We start from the raw sequence: 13,841 nt of genomic DNA on the forward strand, positions 1-13,841 counted from the left end.
GAAAGAAGAAGATGAAAACGACACATAAGGAAACATTGATCGGGAACGCGAAAATCGTGCTGGCAGATCGGGTCATCGAACAGGGCTGGATCGCCTTCGCCGATGGCAAGATCGCGGAGTTCGGTGAGGGCGACGCGCCGGCGGGGGCCGACGACGCCCATGGTGACCTGATCATGCCCGGCCTGATCGAGCTGCACACCGACCATCTCGAGGCGCATTTCGTGCCGCGGCCAAAAGTGTTCTGGGATCCGGTGGCCGCGGTGATTTCCTATGACGGGCAGCTCGCGACCTCGGGCATCACGACAGTGCTGGATTCATTGCGGGTGTGGCGCGAGAAGGGGGCCGAGGAGGCCGACGGCCACGCCGGGCTGTTGGCCGAGGCCATTTCATCCGCGCGTGACGCCGACCTGCTGCGCGCTGATCACTTCCTGCATCTGCGCTGCGAGATTCCGATGCCCAGCGTGGTCGATGAATGCAGGGAATTGATTGGCCGGCCCGACGTGCGGCTACTGTCGCTGATGGACCACACGCCGGGCCAGCGCCAGTTTCGCGACGAGGCCAAGCTGCGGACCTATTATCGCGGCAAGGGCGCCGGCAAGACCGACGCCGAACTCGACGAATTGTTCGCGCAGCGCTTCGAATACCAGCGGCTCTATGCCGCCGACAACATGCGCGACATCGTGGCGCTGGCGCAGCGGCACAGCATTCCTCTGGCCAGCCATGACGACACCACCTGCGAGAACGTCGTGGACGCGCTCCGCGACGGCGTCTCGGTCGCCGAATTCCCGACCACGCTGGAGGCCGCGCGCGGCCTGCACGCGGCTGGCGTCGGCATCCTGATGGGGGCGCCGAATGTGGTGCGCAACGGCTCGCATTCCGGCAACATCGCCGCCATCGATCTGGCGCGCGAAGGCCTGCTCGATATCCTGTCGTCGGATTACATCCCGTCCAGCCTGCTGATGGCGGCGCTGCAGCTGCCGGACCGCGTCCCCTCGATCGATCTCGCGGCTGCCGTGCGCACGGTGACCAAACGTCCCGCCGAGGCGGTCGGCCTGTCGGACCGCGGCGAGATCGCGGTCGGTAAGCGCGCCGACATCATCCGCGTCCATGTGGCGCGTGATCTGCCGGTGGTGCGCAGCGTCTGGCGCGAGGGGCATCGGGTGGCATGACCGATATTTCGGCGATATCCGAGGTCGGGCTCGCGAAGATCGGTCCCGGCCGGCTGGTGCTGGTGGTCGGGCCGTCCGGCGCCGGCAAGGATACGCTGATCGATCTCGCGCGGGCCGCCTGCGCCGGCGATGACACCGTGGTGTTTGCGCGCCGCGTGGTGACGCGCGAGGCCTCCGCCTATGAAAATAATCTGCAGGTCTCGTCAGCGGCGTTTGCGCAGGCGCGGGCGCGTGGCGAGTTCGCCGCGGACTGGGAAGCCCATGGCTTGAGCTACGCGCTGCCGGGAAGCATCGACGATGAGATCCGTGCCGGACGCTGCGTCGTCGCCAATATCTCGCGTACGATGATCCCAAGCCTTCGGATGGCCTATGCCGATGTGGTGGTGGTGTTGATCACCGCGCCGCCGGACGTTCTGGCCGCGCGGCTGGCGTCGCGCGGTCGTTCCAGCGACGGCCCCGTCGGGGAACGGCTGCGCCGCGACGTCGGCGACGCCGCGCCCGAGGTGACGATCCAGAATGTCGGGCCCGCCGAACATCATGCCAATGAATTTGTTCGTGCCATCCGTGGCTAATAAGGGGCGGCGGCGACCCGCGCTTTCAGAGGAGGTTCCTGATGTCCGTGATCACCACCATTGAACAGCTCGAACAGATCTACGGCGAATGGGCCAGCATTGGCGAAGCCTCGACCGCCAAGGTCGCGGACCGGATCACGCCGTCCTATCGCCGGCTGATCGAGGTCTCGCCCTTCGTCGCGCTGGCCACCGCCGGCCCGGAAGGGCTGGACTGCTCGCCGCGCGGCGATTTGCCGGGCTTCGTCCGCATTCACGACGACAACACCCTGATGTTGCCGGATCGCCGCGGCAACAACCGCGTCGACTCGCTGCGGAATATCGTGCGCGACCCCCGCGTGGCCCTGCTGTTCCTGATCCCCGGCGCCGGCACCACGCTGCGCATCAACGGCGCCGCGCAGCTGTCGGTCGAGCCGGATCTGCTGGCGTCCTTCGCGGTGGACAGCAAGCCGCCGCGTTCGGTGATCGTCATGACCGTCGGTGAAATCTATTTCCAGTGTGCCCGCGCCATCGTGCGCTCCGAGCTGTGGAACCCGGACAAGCGCGTCGATACCGCGACGCTGCCTAGCCCCGGACAAATCCTGGCGGAGATGAGCGAGAGCAGGGTTGGCGGGGCGGAATACGACCGGGTCTGGCCGGAGCGGGCAAGGCAGACGCTCTGGTAACGGGCGGCACAGGGGGAACGCTCGCATGCCGCGCGTAAATCCGAATCTGTAGACCCTTTGGCTGTAGGTTTTGGGCTTGTCGGGTGTCGCAAACCCTGTCGCACAAGCCGAATCACGCCATGCGGGCCCCAAAACGCTAGTATATCCGACGAAATCTGTGAAAATCTCACGGAGTAGGGGTTTTTTGCCGCGTTTCCCCATAGTGTTTGTTTCACCGAATCACGGAAACAAAGGTGCACCATGGCCGACCAAATGACGAAGTCGCAGCTGATCGAGAAAATCAACGAGGCCCACGTCGATCTGACCAAGAAGGACGTCAAGGGCGTTCTCGAGACCCTGGCCGTGATCGGCTACAAGGAACTCAAGAAGAACGGCGTCTTCCTGGTCCCCGGCTTCGCCAAGTTCGTCGTTATCAAGAAGCCCGCCACCAAGGCGCGCAAGGGCACCAACCCCTTCAATGGCGAGCCGATGGTGTTCAAGGCCAAGCCGGCCCGCAAGATCGTGCGCGCCCGTCCGGTCAAGGCCGCCAAGGACGCGGTCTGATCTGACCCGCGGTCGCCGCAAGGCGGCCGCAGCAAGTGAATAGAGAACGGCGCGGCATTCTGCGGAGTGCCGCGCCGTTGTCGTTTCGCGCTGTCGTTCCGGGTTCGCTCGCGGCTGGTGCCGCTCGCGCCCCGGAATGACGACGCGTCACTCGAGCAGCCGCTTCTTGTAGGCCACCGCATCCATGTCGCGGATGTCGACACTGAGGCTTTTCGTCGCCGGCAACAGTCGAACCATCGCCGCACGCAGCGCCTCGCTCAGCAGCACCTTCTGCTCCGGCGTGCGGCCTTCCAGCAAATACAGCGACACGTGGCAGAAGCCGTCGCGCCGCCCGGCCACAAGATAGTGTTCGAACGCCGTTGCACGGATCTTGAGATCGGCAGCCTGTACCACGCCGGTCGCCGCGGCGGCGTCATGCAGCGACTGCATCAGGCTGGCGGCGTCCAGACTGCCATGGCCGTCGGTGGAATGTTCAATGATGATATGCGGCATGGCTCAATTCCTTGGGACGATCAGGCGTCTCCGCCGTCATTGCGAGGAGCCAGCGGGTTCGGCTTCGCCGGACCGATAAACTCCGCGATGCGGCGATCCAGAGGTCACAAGCTCCGTAAGAACTGGATTGTTTCGTCGCGAGAGCTCCTCGCAATGTCGGCCGCAGGCGATTGAGTATCTATAGCAGCAGTGACTTCACCGAGTCCGACGCCTCGCGCAGCAGCGGCAAAAAGCGGTCGATCATCTCGCCGGTGGAGATGCGGTCGACATGGGCGCCCATGTTGATCGCCGCTACGATCTCGCCGTCATAGCGCCGCACCGGTACCGAGATCGAGCGGAAGCCGGGCTCGGCCTCGCGGTCAACCAGCGAATAGCCTTTTTCGCGATCGGTCATGATGGTGGCGAGCAGCAACTCCTTGTCGGTGACGGTGTAGGGCGTCATCGCCCGGCGTTGCATGGCACCGAGGGCCTGCGCGAGGTCGGCGTTGGAAAATTTGCCGAGCATGGCGCGGCCGACCGAGGTGCAGAACGCCGGCAGCCGGTAGCCGAGGTCGATGCCGGCGGAGAACACCCGCGCTGGGCTGGCGCGGGCGATGAAGATCACCTCGTCGCCATCGAGGATCGCCAGCGAGGAGATTTCCTGCGCCGCGCTCGACAACCGGTCGAGCACGGGCTGCAGCACGGCGACGACCTGGTTGGAGGAGAGATACGCCGCCGCCAGCACCAGCACCCGCGGCGTCAGGCTGAACAGCTTGCCGTCGCTGGATACAAAGCCGGCGCGCTCCAGCGTGAACAGGATGCGGCGCGCGGTGGCACGCGGCAGGTTGGCGGCCCTGGCGAGATCACTCAGCGTCATCGGTTTCGCATCGGCGCCGAACAGTTCGAATACGCGCAGGCCGCGATCGAGGCTCTCGATGAAGTCAGTATTGCCGCGCGCCTCGCCTTCGCGCTTCAGCTTCACCACGGCGCGTGCTCCCGGTTCAAGCGACGGCTTCCAGTCGCTTGAGGTCGAACGCGACGTCGGCGGCCTGTTCCGGCGTCGGTGACAGCGACGCGGCGATGAAGCGGCGTGCGATCATCTGGTCGCCCGGCCGGTTGATGCTGTCCACCGCCATCAGTTTTGCGCCGCGATAATAGAACACCGAGAATTTCCCTTCGGCGATGGCGCCGCGCACGACCGCCAGATCGTCCGGCGCAGACAGGCCGACAATCTGCAATTTGTAATCATACTGGTCGGACCAGAACCGCGGTACGGCGATATAGGGTTCGGGCTTGCCCGCAATGGCCGCGCCCGCCGCCTTGCCCTGGTCGGTGGCGTTCTGCACTGATTCAAGCCGCACGCGGCGGCCGGCAAACAAATTGTGATGGTTGCTGCAATCGCCGGCGGCGTAGATGTTGGGCACGCTGCTCTGGCCGAATTCGTCGACGTCGATGCCGTTGGCGCAGATTACGCCCGCGGCCGATGCCAGCTCATCATTGGGCATGCCGCCAATGCCGGCAAGGATCAGGTCGCCGCGCGCGCGGTCGCCGTTGGAGCAGATGACCTCATGCAGGGGGCCGCTGTTTTCGATGGCGGTGACGCTTCGGTTGAAACGAATATCGACGCCGTGAGCAAGGTGGGCATCGCGCAGGAATTCGGAGATCAGCGGCGAGACCGCGCGCTCCAGCAGCCGCGACGCGGCTTCGATGATCACCACCTTCTTGCCGGCCTTGGCCGCGGTGGCCGCGACTTCGAGCCCGATGAAACCACCGCCGATGATCACGACCTCGCGCGCCGCCTCGAGCTTCGGTTTCAGGTTCATCGCGTGGTCCAGCGTACGCAGATAGACGATGCCGGCGTGTTCAGCGCCCGGCACCGCAAGCTGCCGCGCGCGCGAGCCGGTGGCGATCAGCAGTGCGTCGTAGGCAAGATGTTGGCCGCTTTCGAGCTCGACGTGGTTCGCCGCGCGGTCGATGCGGATGGCGCGATGGCCCAACATCATCTCGATGTTTTGCGCTTTGAAATAATCGTCGCCACGCAGGATCAGGTTGCCGTGGGCGACGCCGCCGGACAAAAACGCTTTCGACAGCGGCGGGCGCTGATAGGGCAAATGGATCTCGTCGGCCACGATGCGGATCGGCGCCTGATAGCCCTTTTCGCGGGCGCTGATGCCGGCCTGCACGCCTGCATAGGACGCACCGATGATCACCAGCCCGCTCAAGCGCGCAGGCTTTCGATCGCGGCGATAACAACAGAGACGGTTCCGGGCATCGCAAGCTCCTCAATACTGCTCGTATATCGAACATGTGTTCGCTTCGCACAAGATGGCGCGTCCGCCGTTCGGTCACGCCACTGCATGTTATCGGGGCAATTCGTGCCAGAAGAATTGGCTTGCTTGGAATCTCTCTAGCGATAAAATCGCCCACAAGTTCAATAGACGAACAAATTAGCCGATTTCCCGCTTGGGTATAGGCTTGCCACGTCAGCCCCATCGAAGGTGTCCTCGCCATGATGAGCCAAGAGCAGAATGACCTGATCACCAGGATCGGGCCGAAGGCACCAGCCGGCAAGTTGATGCGCAATTACTGGCAGCCGGCGGCGCTGGTGGATGAACTGGCAGGCGAGCGCCCGATCCGGCCGGTCAGACTGCTCGGCGAGGACTTTGTCATTTTCCGCGACGAGCAGGGGAGGTACGGCCTGCTCGACCGCGACTGCCCGCATCGCGGCGCTGATCTGGCTTTTGGCCGGCTCGAAGGTGGTGGCGTGCGCTGCGCGTTTCATGGCTGGCTGTTCGACGTCAACGGCAAATGCCTGGAGACTCCGGCCGAGCCCGTCACCTCGAAGCTCTGCGCCGGCATCAAGCAGCGTGCCTATCCGGTGCAGGAAAAGAGCGGCATCCTCTGGGCCTATCTCGGCGAAGGCGAGCCGCCGGCATTTCCGGAGCTGGATTGCTTCGCCGCGCCCGGGGCCTACACCTTTGCCTTCAAGGGGCTGTTCGAATGCAACTGGCTGCAGGCGCTGGAAGTCGGCATCGATCCGGCCCACGCCTCGTTCCTGCATCGCTTCTTCGAGGACGAGGACACGTCGGCGGCCTATGGCAAGCAGTTCCGCGGCGCTTCCGCTGGCTCCGAATTGCCGATGACCAAGATCCTGCGCGAATATGATCGGCCAATCATCAATGTCGAGAGCACCGAATACGGCCTGCGGCTGATCGCGCTGCGCCAGCTCGACGACGAGCGCACCCATGTGCGCGTCACCAACCAGGTGTTTCCGCACGGCTTCGTCATTCCCCTGAGCACCGAGATGACCATCTCGCAATGGCACGTACCGGTCGATGACGAGAACTGTTACTGGTATGCGATCTTCACCAGCTACACCAAGCCGGTCGACAAGGCGAAGATGCTGGCCCAGCGCCTCGAACTCTACGAACTGCCGCTCTACACCTCGCGCAAGAACCGCGGCAATGATTACGGCTTCGATCCGCACGAGCAGGCGCACGAGACCTATACCGGCATGGGCGCCGACATCAATGTCCACGACCAGTGGGCGGTGGAATCGATGGGCCGGATCCAGGATCGTACCCGCGAGCATCTCGGCTCCTCCGACAAGGCGATCATCGCCTATCGCAAGCTGCTGCGGCAGGAAATCGAAAAGGTCGCCGGCGGCCAGAAGCCGATGATGGTCCTCGATGAAGCCAATGCGCGCAGCATCCAGGGGCCCGGCACCATGGACGGCATCGGCCCGACCAGGGGCTGGGAAACCTACTGGATGGAAGTCGACGTCGCCCGCCGTCGCGGTGCGCCGTGGGCCGCGCCGGTGCCGAACGAGACGTCGGCCACCGTCACGCATCTGTCGGCAGCCGAGTGAGCGTCCTTCAATACACGTTGCCATGCGTGAGCACGACGTTAAAGCGCCTTTGCCCGCCCTACGAGTTGAGGAGACTGCGTTGAGTTTCGTCGAACGCCACGGCCTGTGGTCCGCAGAACAGAAGGACGCCGCCGTCCGGCTTCGCCGCATTGTCGAGGAGCAGAAACTTGAAGTGATCCGGCTGTCGTTTCCGGATCAGCATGGCATCCTGCGCGGCAAGACGCTGATCGCGGAGGAGGCGCTGCGGTGCCTCGAAAATGGCTGCAGCATCACCACCACGATGTTCGCCAAGGACACCTCGCACAAATCGGTGTTTCCGGTGTTCACCGCCGGCGGCGGCTTCGGCATCCCTGAAATGCAGGGCGCCGCCGACGCGCTGATGATCGCTGATCCGCTGACGTTTCGCGTGCTGCCCTGGGTCGAGGCAACCGGCTGGCTGTTGTGCGACGTACACTTCGCCGATGGCCGCCCGGTGCCGTTCGCCACCCGCAACCTCTACAAGGGCGTGCTCGCAGATCTCACCCGGCGCGGTTATGACTTCGTCGCCGGTCTCGAGGTCGAATGCCACATCTTCAGGAATGAAGAAACCCGGATGGCGCCGGAGGATGCCGGCCAGCCCGGCCGCCCGCCGGAGGTCAGCCTGCTATCGCATGGTTATCAATACCTCACCGAGCAACGTTACGACCAGATGGAGCCGGTGCTCGAATTCATCCGCCGCGATGTGCTGGCGCTCGGCCTGCCACTGCGATCGGTCGAAGTCGAATATGGTCCGAGCCAGTGCGAGTTCACTTTCGCGCCCACGGTCGGCCTGACGCCGGCCGATTCCATGGTGCTGTTTCGCTCCGCGGTCAAGCAGATCTGCCATCGTCGCGGCTACCACGCCACCTTCATGTGCCGGCCGAAAATTCCGAACGTGGTTTCATCGGGCTGGCACCTGCACCAGTCGATCGTGTCGCGTGACACCGGCAGGAATGCGTTCATGTCGGATGACCCGAGCGAGGCGCTGTCGCCGTTCGGTCGCGGCTACCTCGCCGGCCTTCTGGCGCATGCGCGCGCGGCCACCGTGTTCACCACGCCGACCATTAACGGCTACAAGCGCTATCGCTCCTATTCGCTGGCGCCGGACCGCGCGATCTGGGGCCGCGACAACCGCGGCGCGATGATTCGCGTGCTCGGCGGCGCCGGCGATTCCGCGACGCGGCTGGAAAACCGCGTCGGTGAGCCCGCGGCCAATCCCTACCTCTATATGTCGTCGCAAATTCTGGCCGGTCTCGACGGCGTCGACCGCGCGCTCGATCCTGGCCCATCGGCTGATACGCCCTATGAGAGCAACGCGCCGCTGCTGCCGAAATCGCTGCGCGAGGCCGTCTTTGCGCTGAAGGACGACTCGTTTTTTCGCGACAAGATGGGCGCAACCATGGTCGACTACTACACCCATATCAAGAACGCCGAGATCGATCGTTTCCAGGCGGAAGTATCCGACTGGGAGCAGCGCGAATATTTCGAGATGTTCTGACGGCCTGACCGGCACGTTTATTGAATACGCTTCTTCCGACAATGTTTGATCCGCCGTAACGAGGACTGCATCCATGACCCGATCCACCAAATCGATCCTGTCCGTCGCCATTCTAGCGCTGATGACGGGTACCGCCTCCGCCGACGTCATTAAGGTCGGCGTCATCGGCACGCTGTCCGGGCCGTACGCGCTGTTCGGCGCGAATTACAAGATGGGCATCGACGCCTATGTTGCCGAGCACGGCAATAAGGTCGGCAACCACACCGTCGAGTTCGTCTACAGGGACGAGGAAGGCCCCAACCCGGCCAAGTCCAAGGCGCTGGCGCAGGAGCTGATCGTCAAGGACAAGGTGCAATATCTCGCCGGGATCTATTTCACGCCGAACGCGATGGCGGTGGCGCCGCTGCTGGAGGAGTCGAAGACGCCGCTGGTGGTGCTGAATGCTGCGACCTCGTCGATCGTCGAGAAGAGCCCCTATATCGTGCGCACCTCGTTCACGATGTGGCAGAACACCGTGCCGGCCGCCAATATCGCGTTCAAGAACGGCTCCAGGAAGGTTGCCATCGCAGTCAGCGACTACGGCCCGGGCATCGATGCCGAAGCGGCCTTCAGGAAGACCTTCGAGGCCGATGGCGGTGCCGTGGTCGAGGCGATCCGCATTCCGATGAACACTACCGATTTCAGCCCGATCATGCAGCGCATCAAGGCCGCCGGTGCCGACACCATTTTCTGCTTCCTGCCGTCGGGACCGCCGACCTTCGGGTTCTTCAAGGCCTATGTCGACAATGGCCTCAAGGCAGATGGCGTCAAGATGATGTCGACCGGTGACATCGTCACCGAGATCGATCTACCGAGCATCGGCGACAGCGCGCTGGGTGTGCTGTCGACCTATCACTACGCGGTTTCGCACGACAGTCCGGAGAACAAGGCGTTTCTGGCGTCGATCGTAAAGAACGGCGGCAAGGTCGAGGACGTCGCCATGACCGGCGTCGCGGCCTATGACGGCGCCCGGGTGATCTACAAGATGATCGAGGCTACCGATGGAAAGCGCGATCCGGAAAAGGCCATCGCCGCCGTCAAGGGCATGAAGTGGACCAGCCCGCGCGGCCCGGTGTCGATCGATTCCGACACCCGCCACATCCGCCAGAACGTCTATCTGCGCACCGTGACCAGGGTCGACGGCAAGCTGATCAACCAGGAAAGCGACACCGTGTTTGCCGATCAGCCGGATTGGGCGTTGAGCAAGAAGTAGAAACGAACACCGTCGTTACGGGGGCGCGAGAGCAAAGCTCGAGCGAACCCGGAACCTTGACGTGACTACCCGCCCCACGCTGTCGTTCCGGGGCAGGAGCAGCGTCAGCTGCGACTGAACCCGGAACCTCGATGTGATGCGATGAATATGCCGGGAATCCGGGTTCGCTCGCGCTGGAGCGCTCGCGCCCCGGAATGACCACTACAGTCGCTTCGCTTTGCAGAGATTTCCCCACATGCCCGCCGCGCGCTCCATCCTGCTCACCAATGGCCGCATCCATCGCTCAGCGTGGGACGAGACGCCCGCCGACAGCATTGTCGTCGCGGATGGCAAGGTGCTGTGGGTCGGCGCCCGAAGTGACGCGCCTCGCACCGACCAGACTATCGATCTGAACGGTGCCGTCGTCCTGCCGGGCCTCACCGATGCGCATATCCATCTGTTCGCCATCGCCCATGCGCGGCTGCAGGTCCCGGTATCGCCGCGCGATGCCGCGGACATCGCCGCGGTGCTGAAGCTGCTTGCCGCCCGCGCGCAAATCATCACGCCCGACAAATGGGTCTACGCCGCCGGTCTCGATGAAAACGGCCTTGCCGAACATCGCCTGCCGACGCGCGCCGAACTCGACGCGTCGATACCCGACCATCCCGTGCTGGTGCGCCGCTTTTGCGGTCACGTCGCGGTCGCCAACAGCGCCGCGCTGCGCTTTTTCGGTATTGATGATGCAATCGGCGACCCCGATGGTGGCGGCTTCGGCCGCGACGGTGATGGCCGGCTCGACGGCAGCGCCATGGAAACCGCGGCCGAACAGTTGTTTCGCGCCGCGCCGCCGATGGACCCTGCCGAACTGGTCGATGCGCTGCGCCAAGCCATTGACGACAGCGTCCGCCTCGGCCTGACCGCCATTGTCGAGGCGGCGGTCGGGTTCACCGTCGGCTACGATGAGGAATTCGCGATCTGGCACGAAATCCATGACAGCGGCCCGCTGCCGTTGCGGCTCGGTTTCATGTACCAGCTCGATCCCCATGAGGCCGCGACGCGCGGCCTCGTGCCGACGGAACATCCCGACTGGCAGGCGATCACGCTGAAATACTTTGCCGATGGCATTGTTGGTGCGCGTACCGCGGCTGTTAGCGAGGACTTTTTCGATAGGCCAGCGCGCGGCCTGTTCATGCGCGAGCCAATCGACCTGCAACGGGTGATCGGCGAAGCCCATGAAGCGGGCTGGCAGGTCGCGGTTCACGCTTGCGGTGACCGCGCGATCGACTGCGTCATCGAAGCCTATGAGAAGGCGCAGACCGCGCATCCGCGCGTCGATTCGCGCCATCGCATTGAGCATTATTTCGTCCCGCCTGTTGGCGGTCTCGCCCGTATGAAGGCGCTCGGCGCGTTGGTCGTCACGCAGCCGAGTTTCTTGACCCGGATGCGGCGCTCGATCGCCGGCGCCTTCGGCCCCCGCGCCGAGGCCTGCTATCCGGGCCGCAGCGTCATCGACGCCGGCGTCGGCTATGTCGCCACCTCGGACGCGCCGACGGGATCATTTTCGCCGTGGGACGGCATCGCCGACGCGGCGTTCCGCGCCGCCGATAGCGGCGCGCCGATCGGGCCGCGAGAGGCGATTAGCGTCCGCGAAGCGATTCACAGCTACACGGTCGGTGGCGCTTTTGCCATGAAGCATGAAGCCTGGCGCGGCACGTTGTTGCCTGGCATGGCGGCCGACCTGATTGCGATCGACCGCGATCCCTTTACGGCCAGTGGCTCCGAACTGCGCCAGACAAAAGTGCTGCTGACCATGCTGCGCGGCGAGGTGGTGCATGACGTCAGGTCGCAGCGCGCGGATTGGCAATTTACCGTGCCCGCGGCATAGATAGACCATGCGCCTCACTTTCAGCATCCTCACCGACGCCATCGCTTATGGCATGGTGCTGTTCATCATCTCGATCGGCCTGTCGATCATGATGGGGTTGATGCGCGTCGTGAATCTGGCGCATGGCGCCTTTGCCATGATCGGCGGTTACCTGGCTTCCTACGCGATCTCCAATCTGCATGTGCATTATGGCGTCGCAATTCTGCTGGCGGTGATCGGTACCATTATCGTCTCGATCCCGTTCGAACTGCTGCTGTATCGCCGCATCTACCGCAAATCGGATCCGCTGATCCAGGTGCTGATGACCATCGGCATCACCTTCTTCATCATCGGCGTGGTGAATTTCACCTTCGGTCCGTCGCTGAAATCGATTCCGCTGCCGCCGCTGCTGAACGGCCCGCTCGACATCGGCTTCCGTTCGATCCCGACGCACCGGCTGTTCGTGATCGCCTGCGGCGTCGTCACGGCGCTGTCGCTGTGGTGGCTGATCGAGAAGACCGAATTCGGCATCCGCTTGCGCGCCTCGGTCGATCACAGCGGCATGGCGGACGCGCTCGGCATCCGCACCGAGATCGTCTATGCGGTCACCTTCGCGCTGGCGATCGGACTCGGCGCCTTCGGCGGCGTGGTCGGTGCCGAGATCCTGCCGATCGAACCGTTCTACGCGCTGCGCTATATGGTGACGTTCCTCGTCGTGGTCTCCGTCGGCGGCGCCGGCTCGATCATGGGAGCGCTGTCGGCGTCGATGCTGCTGGGTCTGGCCGACACCACCGGCAAATATCTGGCGCCGGAATTCGGCGAATTCTTCTTTTACCTGGCGGTGATCTGCATCGTGTTCCTGTTTCCGCATGGCCTGTTCGGCAGGTCGCACGCATGACCGGATTGATCGCCAACCACGTCCCGGCGAAACGTCAGATTTCTTTTGCGCCGGAAGCGGGCGGTGCGCTGGCCATCGCCGTGCTCGGTGCCATCGGCTATTATCTGTTTCCCGACGATCTGGCGTTTCTGACACGGCTGATCGGTATCGCCTTCCTGGTGCTATCGCTGGATCTGGTCACCGGCTATTGCGGCATCGCCACCCTCGGACATGCCGCGTTGTTCGGCGTTGCCGCCTATGCCGCCGGCATCGCCTGCGTCCGCGGTGTGACCGACCCGATCGCGCTGCTGATGGTCGGCATTGTTGCCGGCACGCTGATGGGGGTGATTTCCGGCGCGCTGATCGCGCGCTTCCGCGGCTTGCCGCAACTGGTGCTGTCGATCGCGGTCGGCCAGTTGGTGGCGGCGCTCGCCAACAAGCTGCAATGGCTGACCGGCGGTAGCGACGGCCTGTCCGGCATCGCACCCGGAAAAGTGTTCGGCATCTATCATTTCGACATGTACAGCCGCACCGCGTTTCTGTTTTCACTGGCGGCGCTCGTCATTGTCTTCGTGGCGCTGACACGGTTTTCCCGATCGCCGTTCGGGTTGATGTGCCGCGCTATCAAGGATGACGATCTGCGCGCGAAGATGATCGGCGTCGCGATATATCCGCGTCTGGTCATCATGTACGGCGTCTCCGGTGCGGTCGCCGGCGTCGGTGGCGCTCTGACCGCGATCAGCACCGGCGTGGTGGGGCTCGACAGCGTTAGTTTCGAGCGCTCCGCCGAAGTGCTGGTGATGCTGGTGCTGGGCGGCGCCGGCCATCTCTGGGGCGCGCTGGCAGGCACGGTGATCTTCATGATTTTCGAGCACATCGTCGCGGCGGCCAATCCGTTTCACTGGATGATGCTGGTCGGCCTGCTGCTGATCGGGATCGTGCTGTTCGCGCCAAAGGGACTGATCGCGCCAGTGTTGAAGCTGGCGGCGCGCGTCAAGGGCAGGGCGTCATGACCGTGCTGCTCGAAGCGCGTCATGTTTCGCTGGCTTTTGGCGGACTCAAGGTAAC

General features: G+C 63.9%; 13 protein-coding genes. 10 read left to right on the plus strand and 3 right to left on the minus strand.

Annotated elements, in window-relative coordinates; translation table 11 throughout:
• Positions 1 to 11 precede the first annotated feature (11 nt).
• From Q0S16_RS11960 to Q0S16_RS11975, 4 genes are all read left to right on the plus strand, one after another.
• Positions 12 to 1,169: an alpha-D-ribose 1-methylphosphonate 5-triphosphate diphosphatase gene (locus Q0S16_RS11960; protein ID WP_295848447.1), complete on the plus strand. Its 1,158-nt coding sequence runs from the start codon at positions 12 to 14 to the stop codon at positions 1,167 to 1,169.
• The gene (gene phnN, locus Q0S16_RS11965) at positions 1,166 to 1,741 is read left to right on the plus strand and encodes a phosphonate metabolism protein/1,5-bisphosphokinase (PRPP-forming) PhnN (RefSeq protein ID WP_295848449.1); all 576 of its coding nucleotides are present in this window, start codon (positions 1,166 to 1,168) and stop codon (positions 1,739 to 1,741) included. The genes Q0S16_RS11960 and phnN overlap by 4 nt, the downstream gene beginning before the upstream one ends.
• Before the next feature lie 41 nt (positions 1,742 to 1,782).
• The gene (locus Q0S16_RS11970) at positions 1,783 to 2,403 is read left to right on the plus strand and encodes a pyridoxamine 5'-phosphate oxidase family protein (protein ID WP_295848451.1); all 621 of its coding nucleotides are present in this window, start codon (positions 1,783 to 1,785) and stop codon (positions 2,401 to 2,403) included.
• Between the two features lie 240 nt (positions 2,404 to 2,643).
• Positions 2,644 to 2,946 carry an HU family DNA-binding protein gene (locus tag Q0S16_RS11975; protein WP_295848453.1) on the plus strand — a complete coding sequence of 101 codons (303 nt, stop codon included), beginning with the start codon at positions 2,644 to 2,646 and terminating at the stop codon, positions 2,944 to 2,946.
• Positions 2,947 to 3,093: 147 nt separating this feature from the next.
• Here the strand turns inward: Q0S16_RS11975 and Q0S16_RS11980 are convergent, their stop codons facing one another.
• The 3 genes from Q0S16_RS11980 to Q0S16_RS11990 all read right to left on the minus strand — a co-directional run bounded on the left by Q0S16_RS11980 (position 3,094) and on the right by Q0S16_RS11990 (position 5,627).
• A complete protein-coding gene (locus Q0S16_RS11980) occupies positions 3,094 to 3,438 on the minus strand; it encodes a 5-carboxymethyl-2-hydroxymuconate Delta-isomerase (RefSeq protein ID WP_295848455.1) in 345 nt (114 codons plus the stop codon).
• 178 nt (positions 3,439 to 3,616) lie between these two features.
• The gene (locus Q0S16_RS11985; protein WP_295848457.1) at positions 3,617 to 4,402 is read right to left on the minus strand and encodes an IclR family transcriptional regulator C-terminal domain-containing protein; all 786 of its coding nucleotides are present in this window, start codon (positions 4,400 to 4,402) and stop codon (positions 3,617 to 3,619) included.
• Positions 4,403 to 4,418: 16 nt separating this feature from the next.
• Positions 4,419 to 5,627 (minus strand): FAD-dependent oxidoreductase, encoded by a 1,209-nt coding sequence (locus Q0S16_RS11990; protein ID WP_295848458.1) that lies wholly within the window; start codon positions 5,625 to 5,627, stop codon positions 4,419 to 4,421.
• A 299-nt stretch (positions 5,628 to 5,926) separates the two neighbouring features.
• On the opposite strand from Q0S16_RS11990, the gene Q0S16_RS11995 reads away from it, so the two are divergent.
• From Q0S16_RS11995 to Q0S16_RS12020, 6 genes are all read left to right on the plus strand, one after another.
• Entirely contained in the window at positions 5,927 to 7,285 is a 1,359-nt protein-coding gene (locus Q0S16_RS11995; protein ID WP_295848460.1) for an aromatic ring-hydroxylating dioxygenase subunit alpha, read from the plus strand.
• Positions 7,286 to 7,364: 79 nt separating this feature from the next.
• Positions 7,365 to 8,801 (plus strand): glutamine synthetase family protein, encoded by a 1,437-nt coding sequence (locus tag Q0S16_RS12000; protein WP_295848462.1) that lies wholly within the window; start codon positions 7,365 to 7,367, stop codon positions 8,799 to 8,801.
• Between the two features lie 73 nt (positions 8,802 to 8,874).
• Entirely contained in the window at positions 8,875 to 10,053 is a 1,179-nt protein-coding gene (locus tag Q0S16_RS12005; RefSeq protein WP_295848464.1) for an ABC transporter substrate-binding protein, read from the plus strand.
• A gap of 235 nt (positions 10,054 to 10,288) precedes the next feature.
• Entirely contained in the window at positions 10,289 to 11,917 is a 1,629-nt protein-coding gene (locus Q0S16_RS12010; RefSeq protein WP_295848466.1) for an amidohydrolase, read from the plus strand.
• A 7-nt stretch (positions 11,918 to 11,924) separates the two neighbouring features.
• On the plus strand, positions 11,925 to 12,794 hold the full coding sequence (locus Q0S16_RS12015; protein WP_295848468.1) for a branched-chain amino acid ABC transporter permease: 870 nt from the start codon (positions 11,925 to 11,927) through the stop codon (positions 12,792 to 12,794).
• Positions 12,791 to 13,786: a branched-chain amino acid ABC transporter permease gene (locus Q0S16_RS12020; RefSeq protein ID WP_295848470.1), complete on the plus strand. Its 996-nt coding sequence runs from the start codon at positions 12,791 to 12,793 to the stop codon at positions 13,784 to 13,786. The genes Q0S16_RS12015 and Q0S16_RS12020 overlap by 4 nt, the downstream gene beginning before the upstream one ends.
• Positions 13,787 to 13,841: the final 55 nt, after the last annotated feature.

The organism is Tardiphaga sp. (assembly GCF_025356345.1).
Classification (GTDB): Bacteria; Pseudomonadota; Alphaproteobacteria; order Rhizobiales; family Xanthobacteraceae; genus Tardiphaga.

Bases quoted from the DNA above. Each gene is read 5' to 3' on its own strand.
- Q0S16_RS12005 (WP_295848464.1), top strand. From the start codon at position 8,875: ATGACCCGATCCACCAAATCGATCCTGTCCGTCGCCATTCTAGCGCTG.
- Q0S16_RS11970 (WP_295848451.1), top strand. From the start codon at position 1,783: ATGTCCGTGATCACCACCATTGAACAGCTCGAACAGATCTACGGCGAA.
- Q0S16_RS11995 (WP_295848460.1), top strand. From the start codon at position 5,927: ATGATGAGCCAAGAGCAGAATGACCTGATCACCAGGATCGGGCCGAAG.
- Q0S16_RS12015 (WP_295848468.1), top strand. From the start codon at position 11,925: ATGCGCCTCACTTTCAGCATCCTCACCGACGCCATCGCTTATGGCATG.
- Q0S16_RS11975 (WP_295848453.1), top strand. From the start codon at position 2,644: ATGGCCGACCAAATGACGAAGTCGCAGCTGATCGAGAAAATCAACGAG.
- Q0S16_RS12020 (WP_295848470.1), top strand. From the start codon at position 12,791: ATGACCGGATTGATCGCCAACCACGTCCCGGCGAAACGTCAGATTTCT.
- Q0S16_RS11980 (WP_295848455.1), bottom strand. From the start codon at position 3,438: ATGCCGCATATCATCATTGAACATTCCACCGACGGCCATGGCAGTCTG.
- phnN (WP_295848449.1), top strand. From the start codon at position 1,166: ATGACCGATATTTCGGCGATATCCGAGGTCGGGCTCGCGAAGATCGGT.
- Q0S16_RS12010 (WP_295848466.1), top strand. From the start codon at position 10,289: ATGCCCGCCGCGCGCTCCATCCTGCTCACCAATGGCCGCATCCATCGC.
- Q0S16_RS11960 (WP_295848447.1), top strand. From the start codon at position 12: ATGAAAACGACACATAAGGAAACATTGATCGGGAACGCGAAAATCGTG.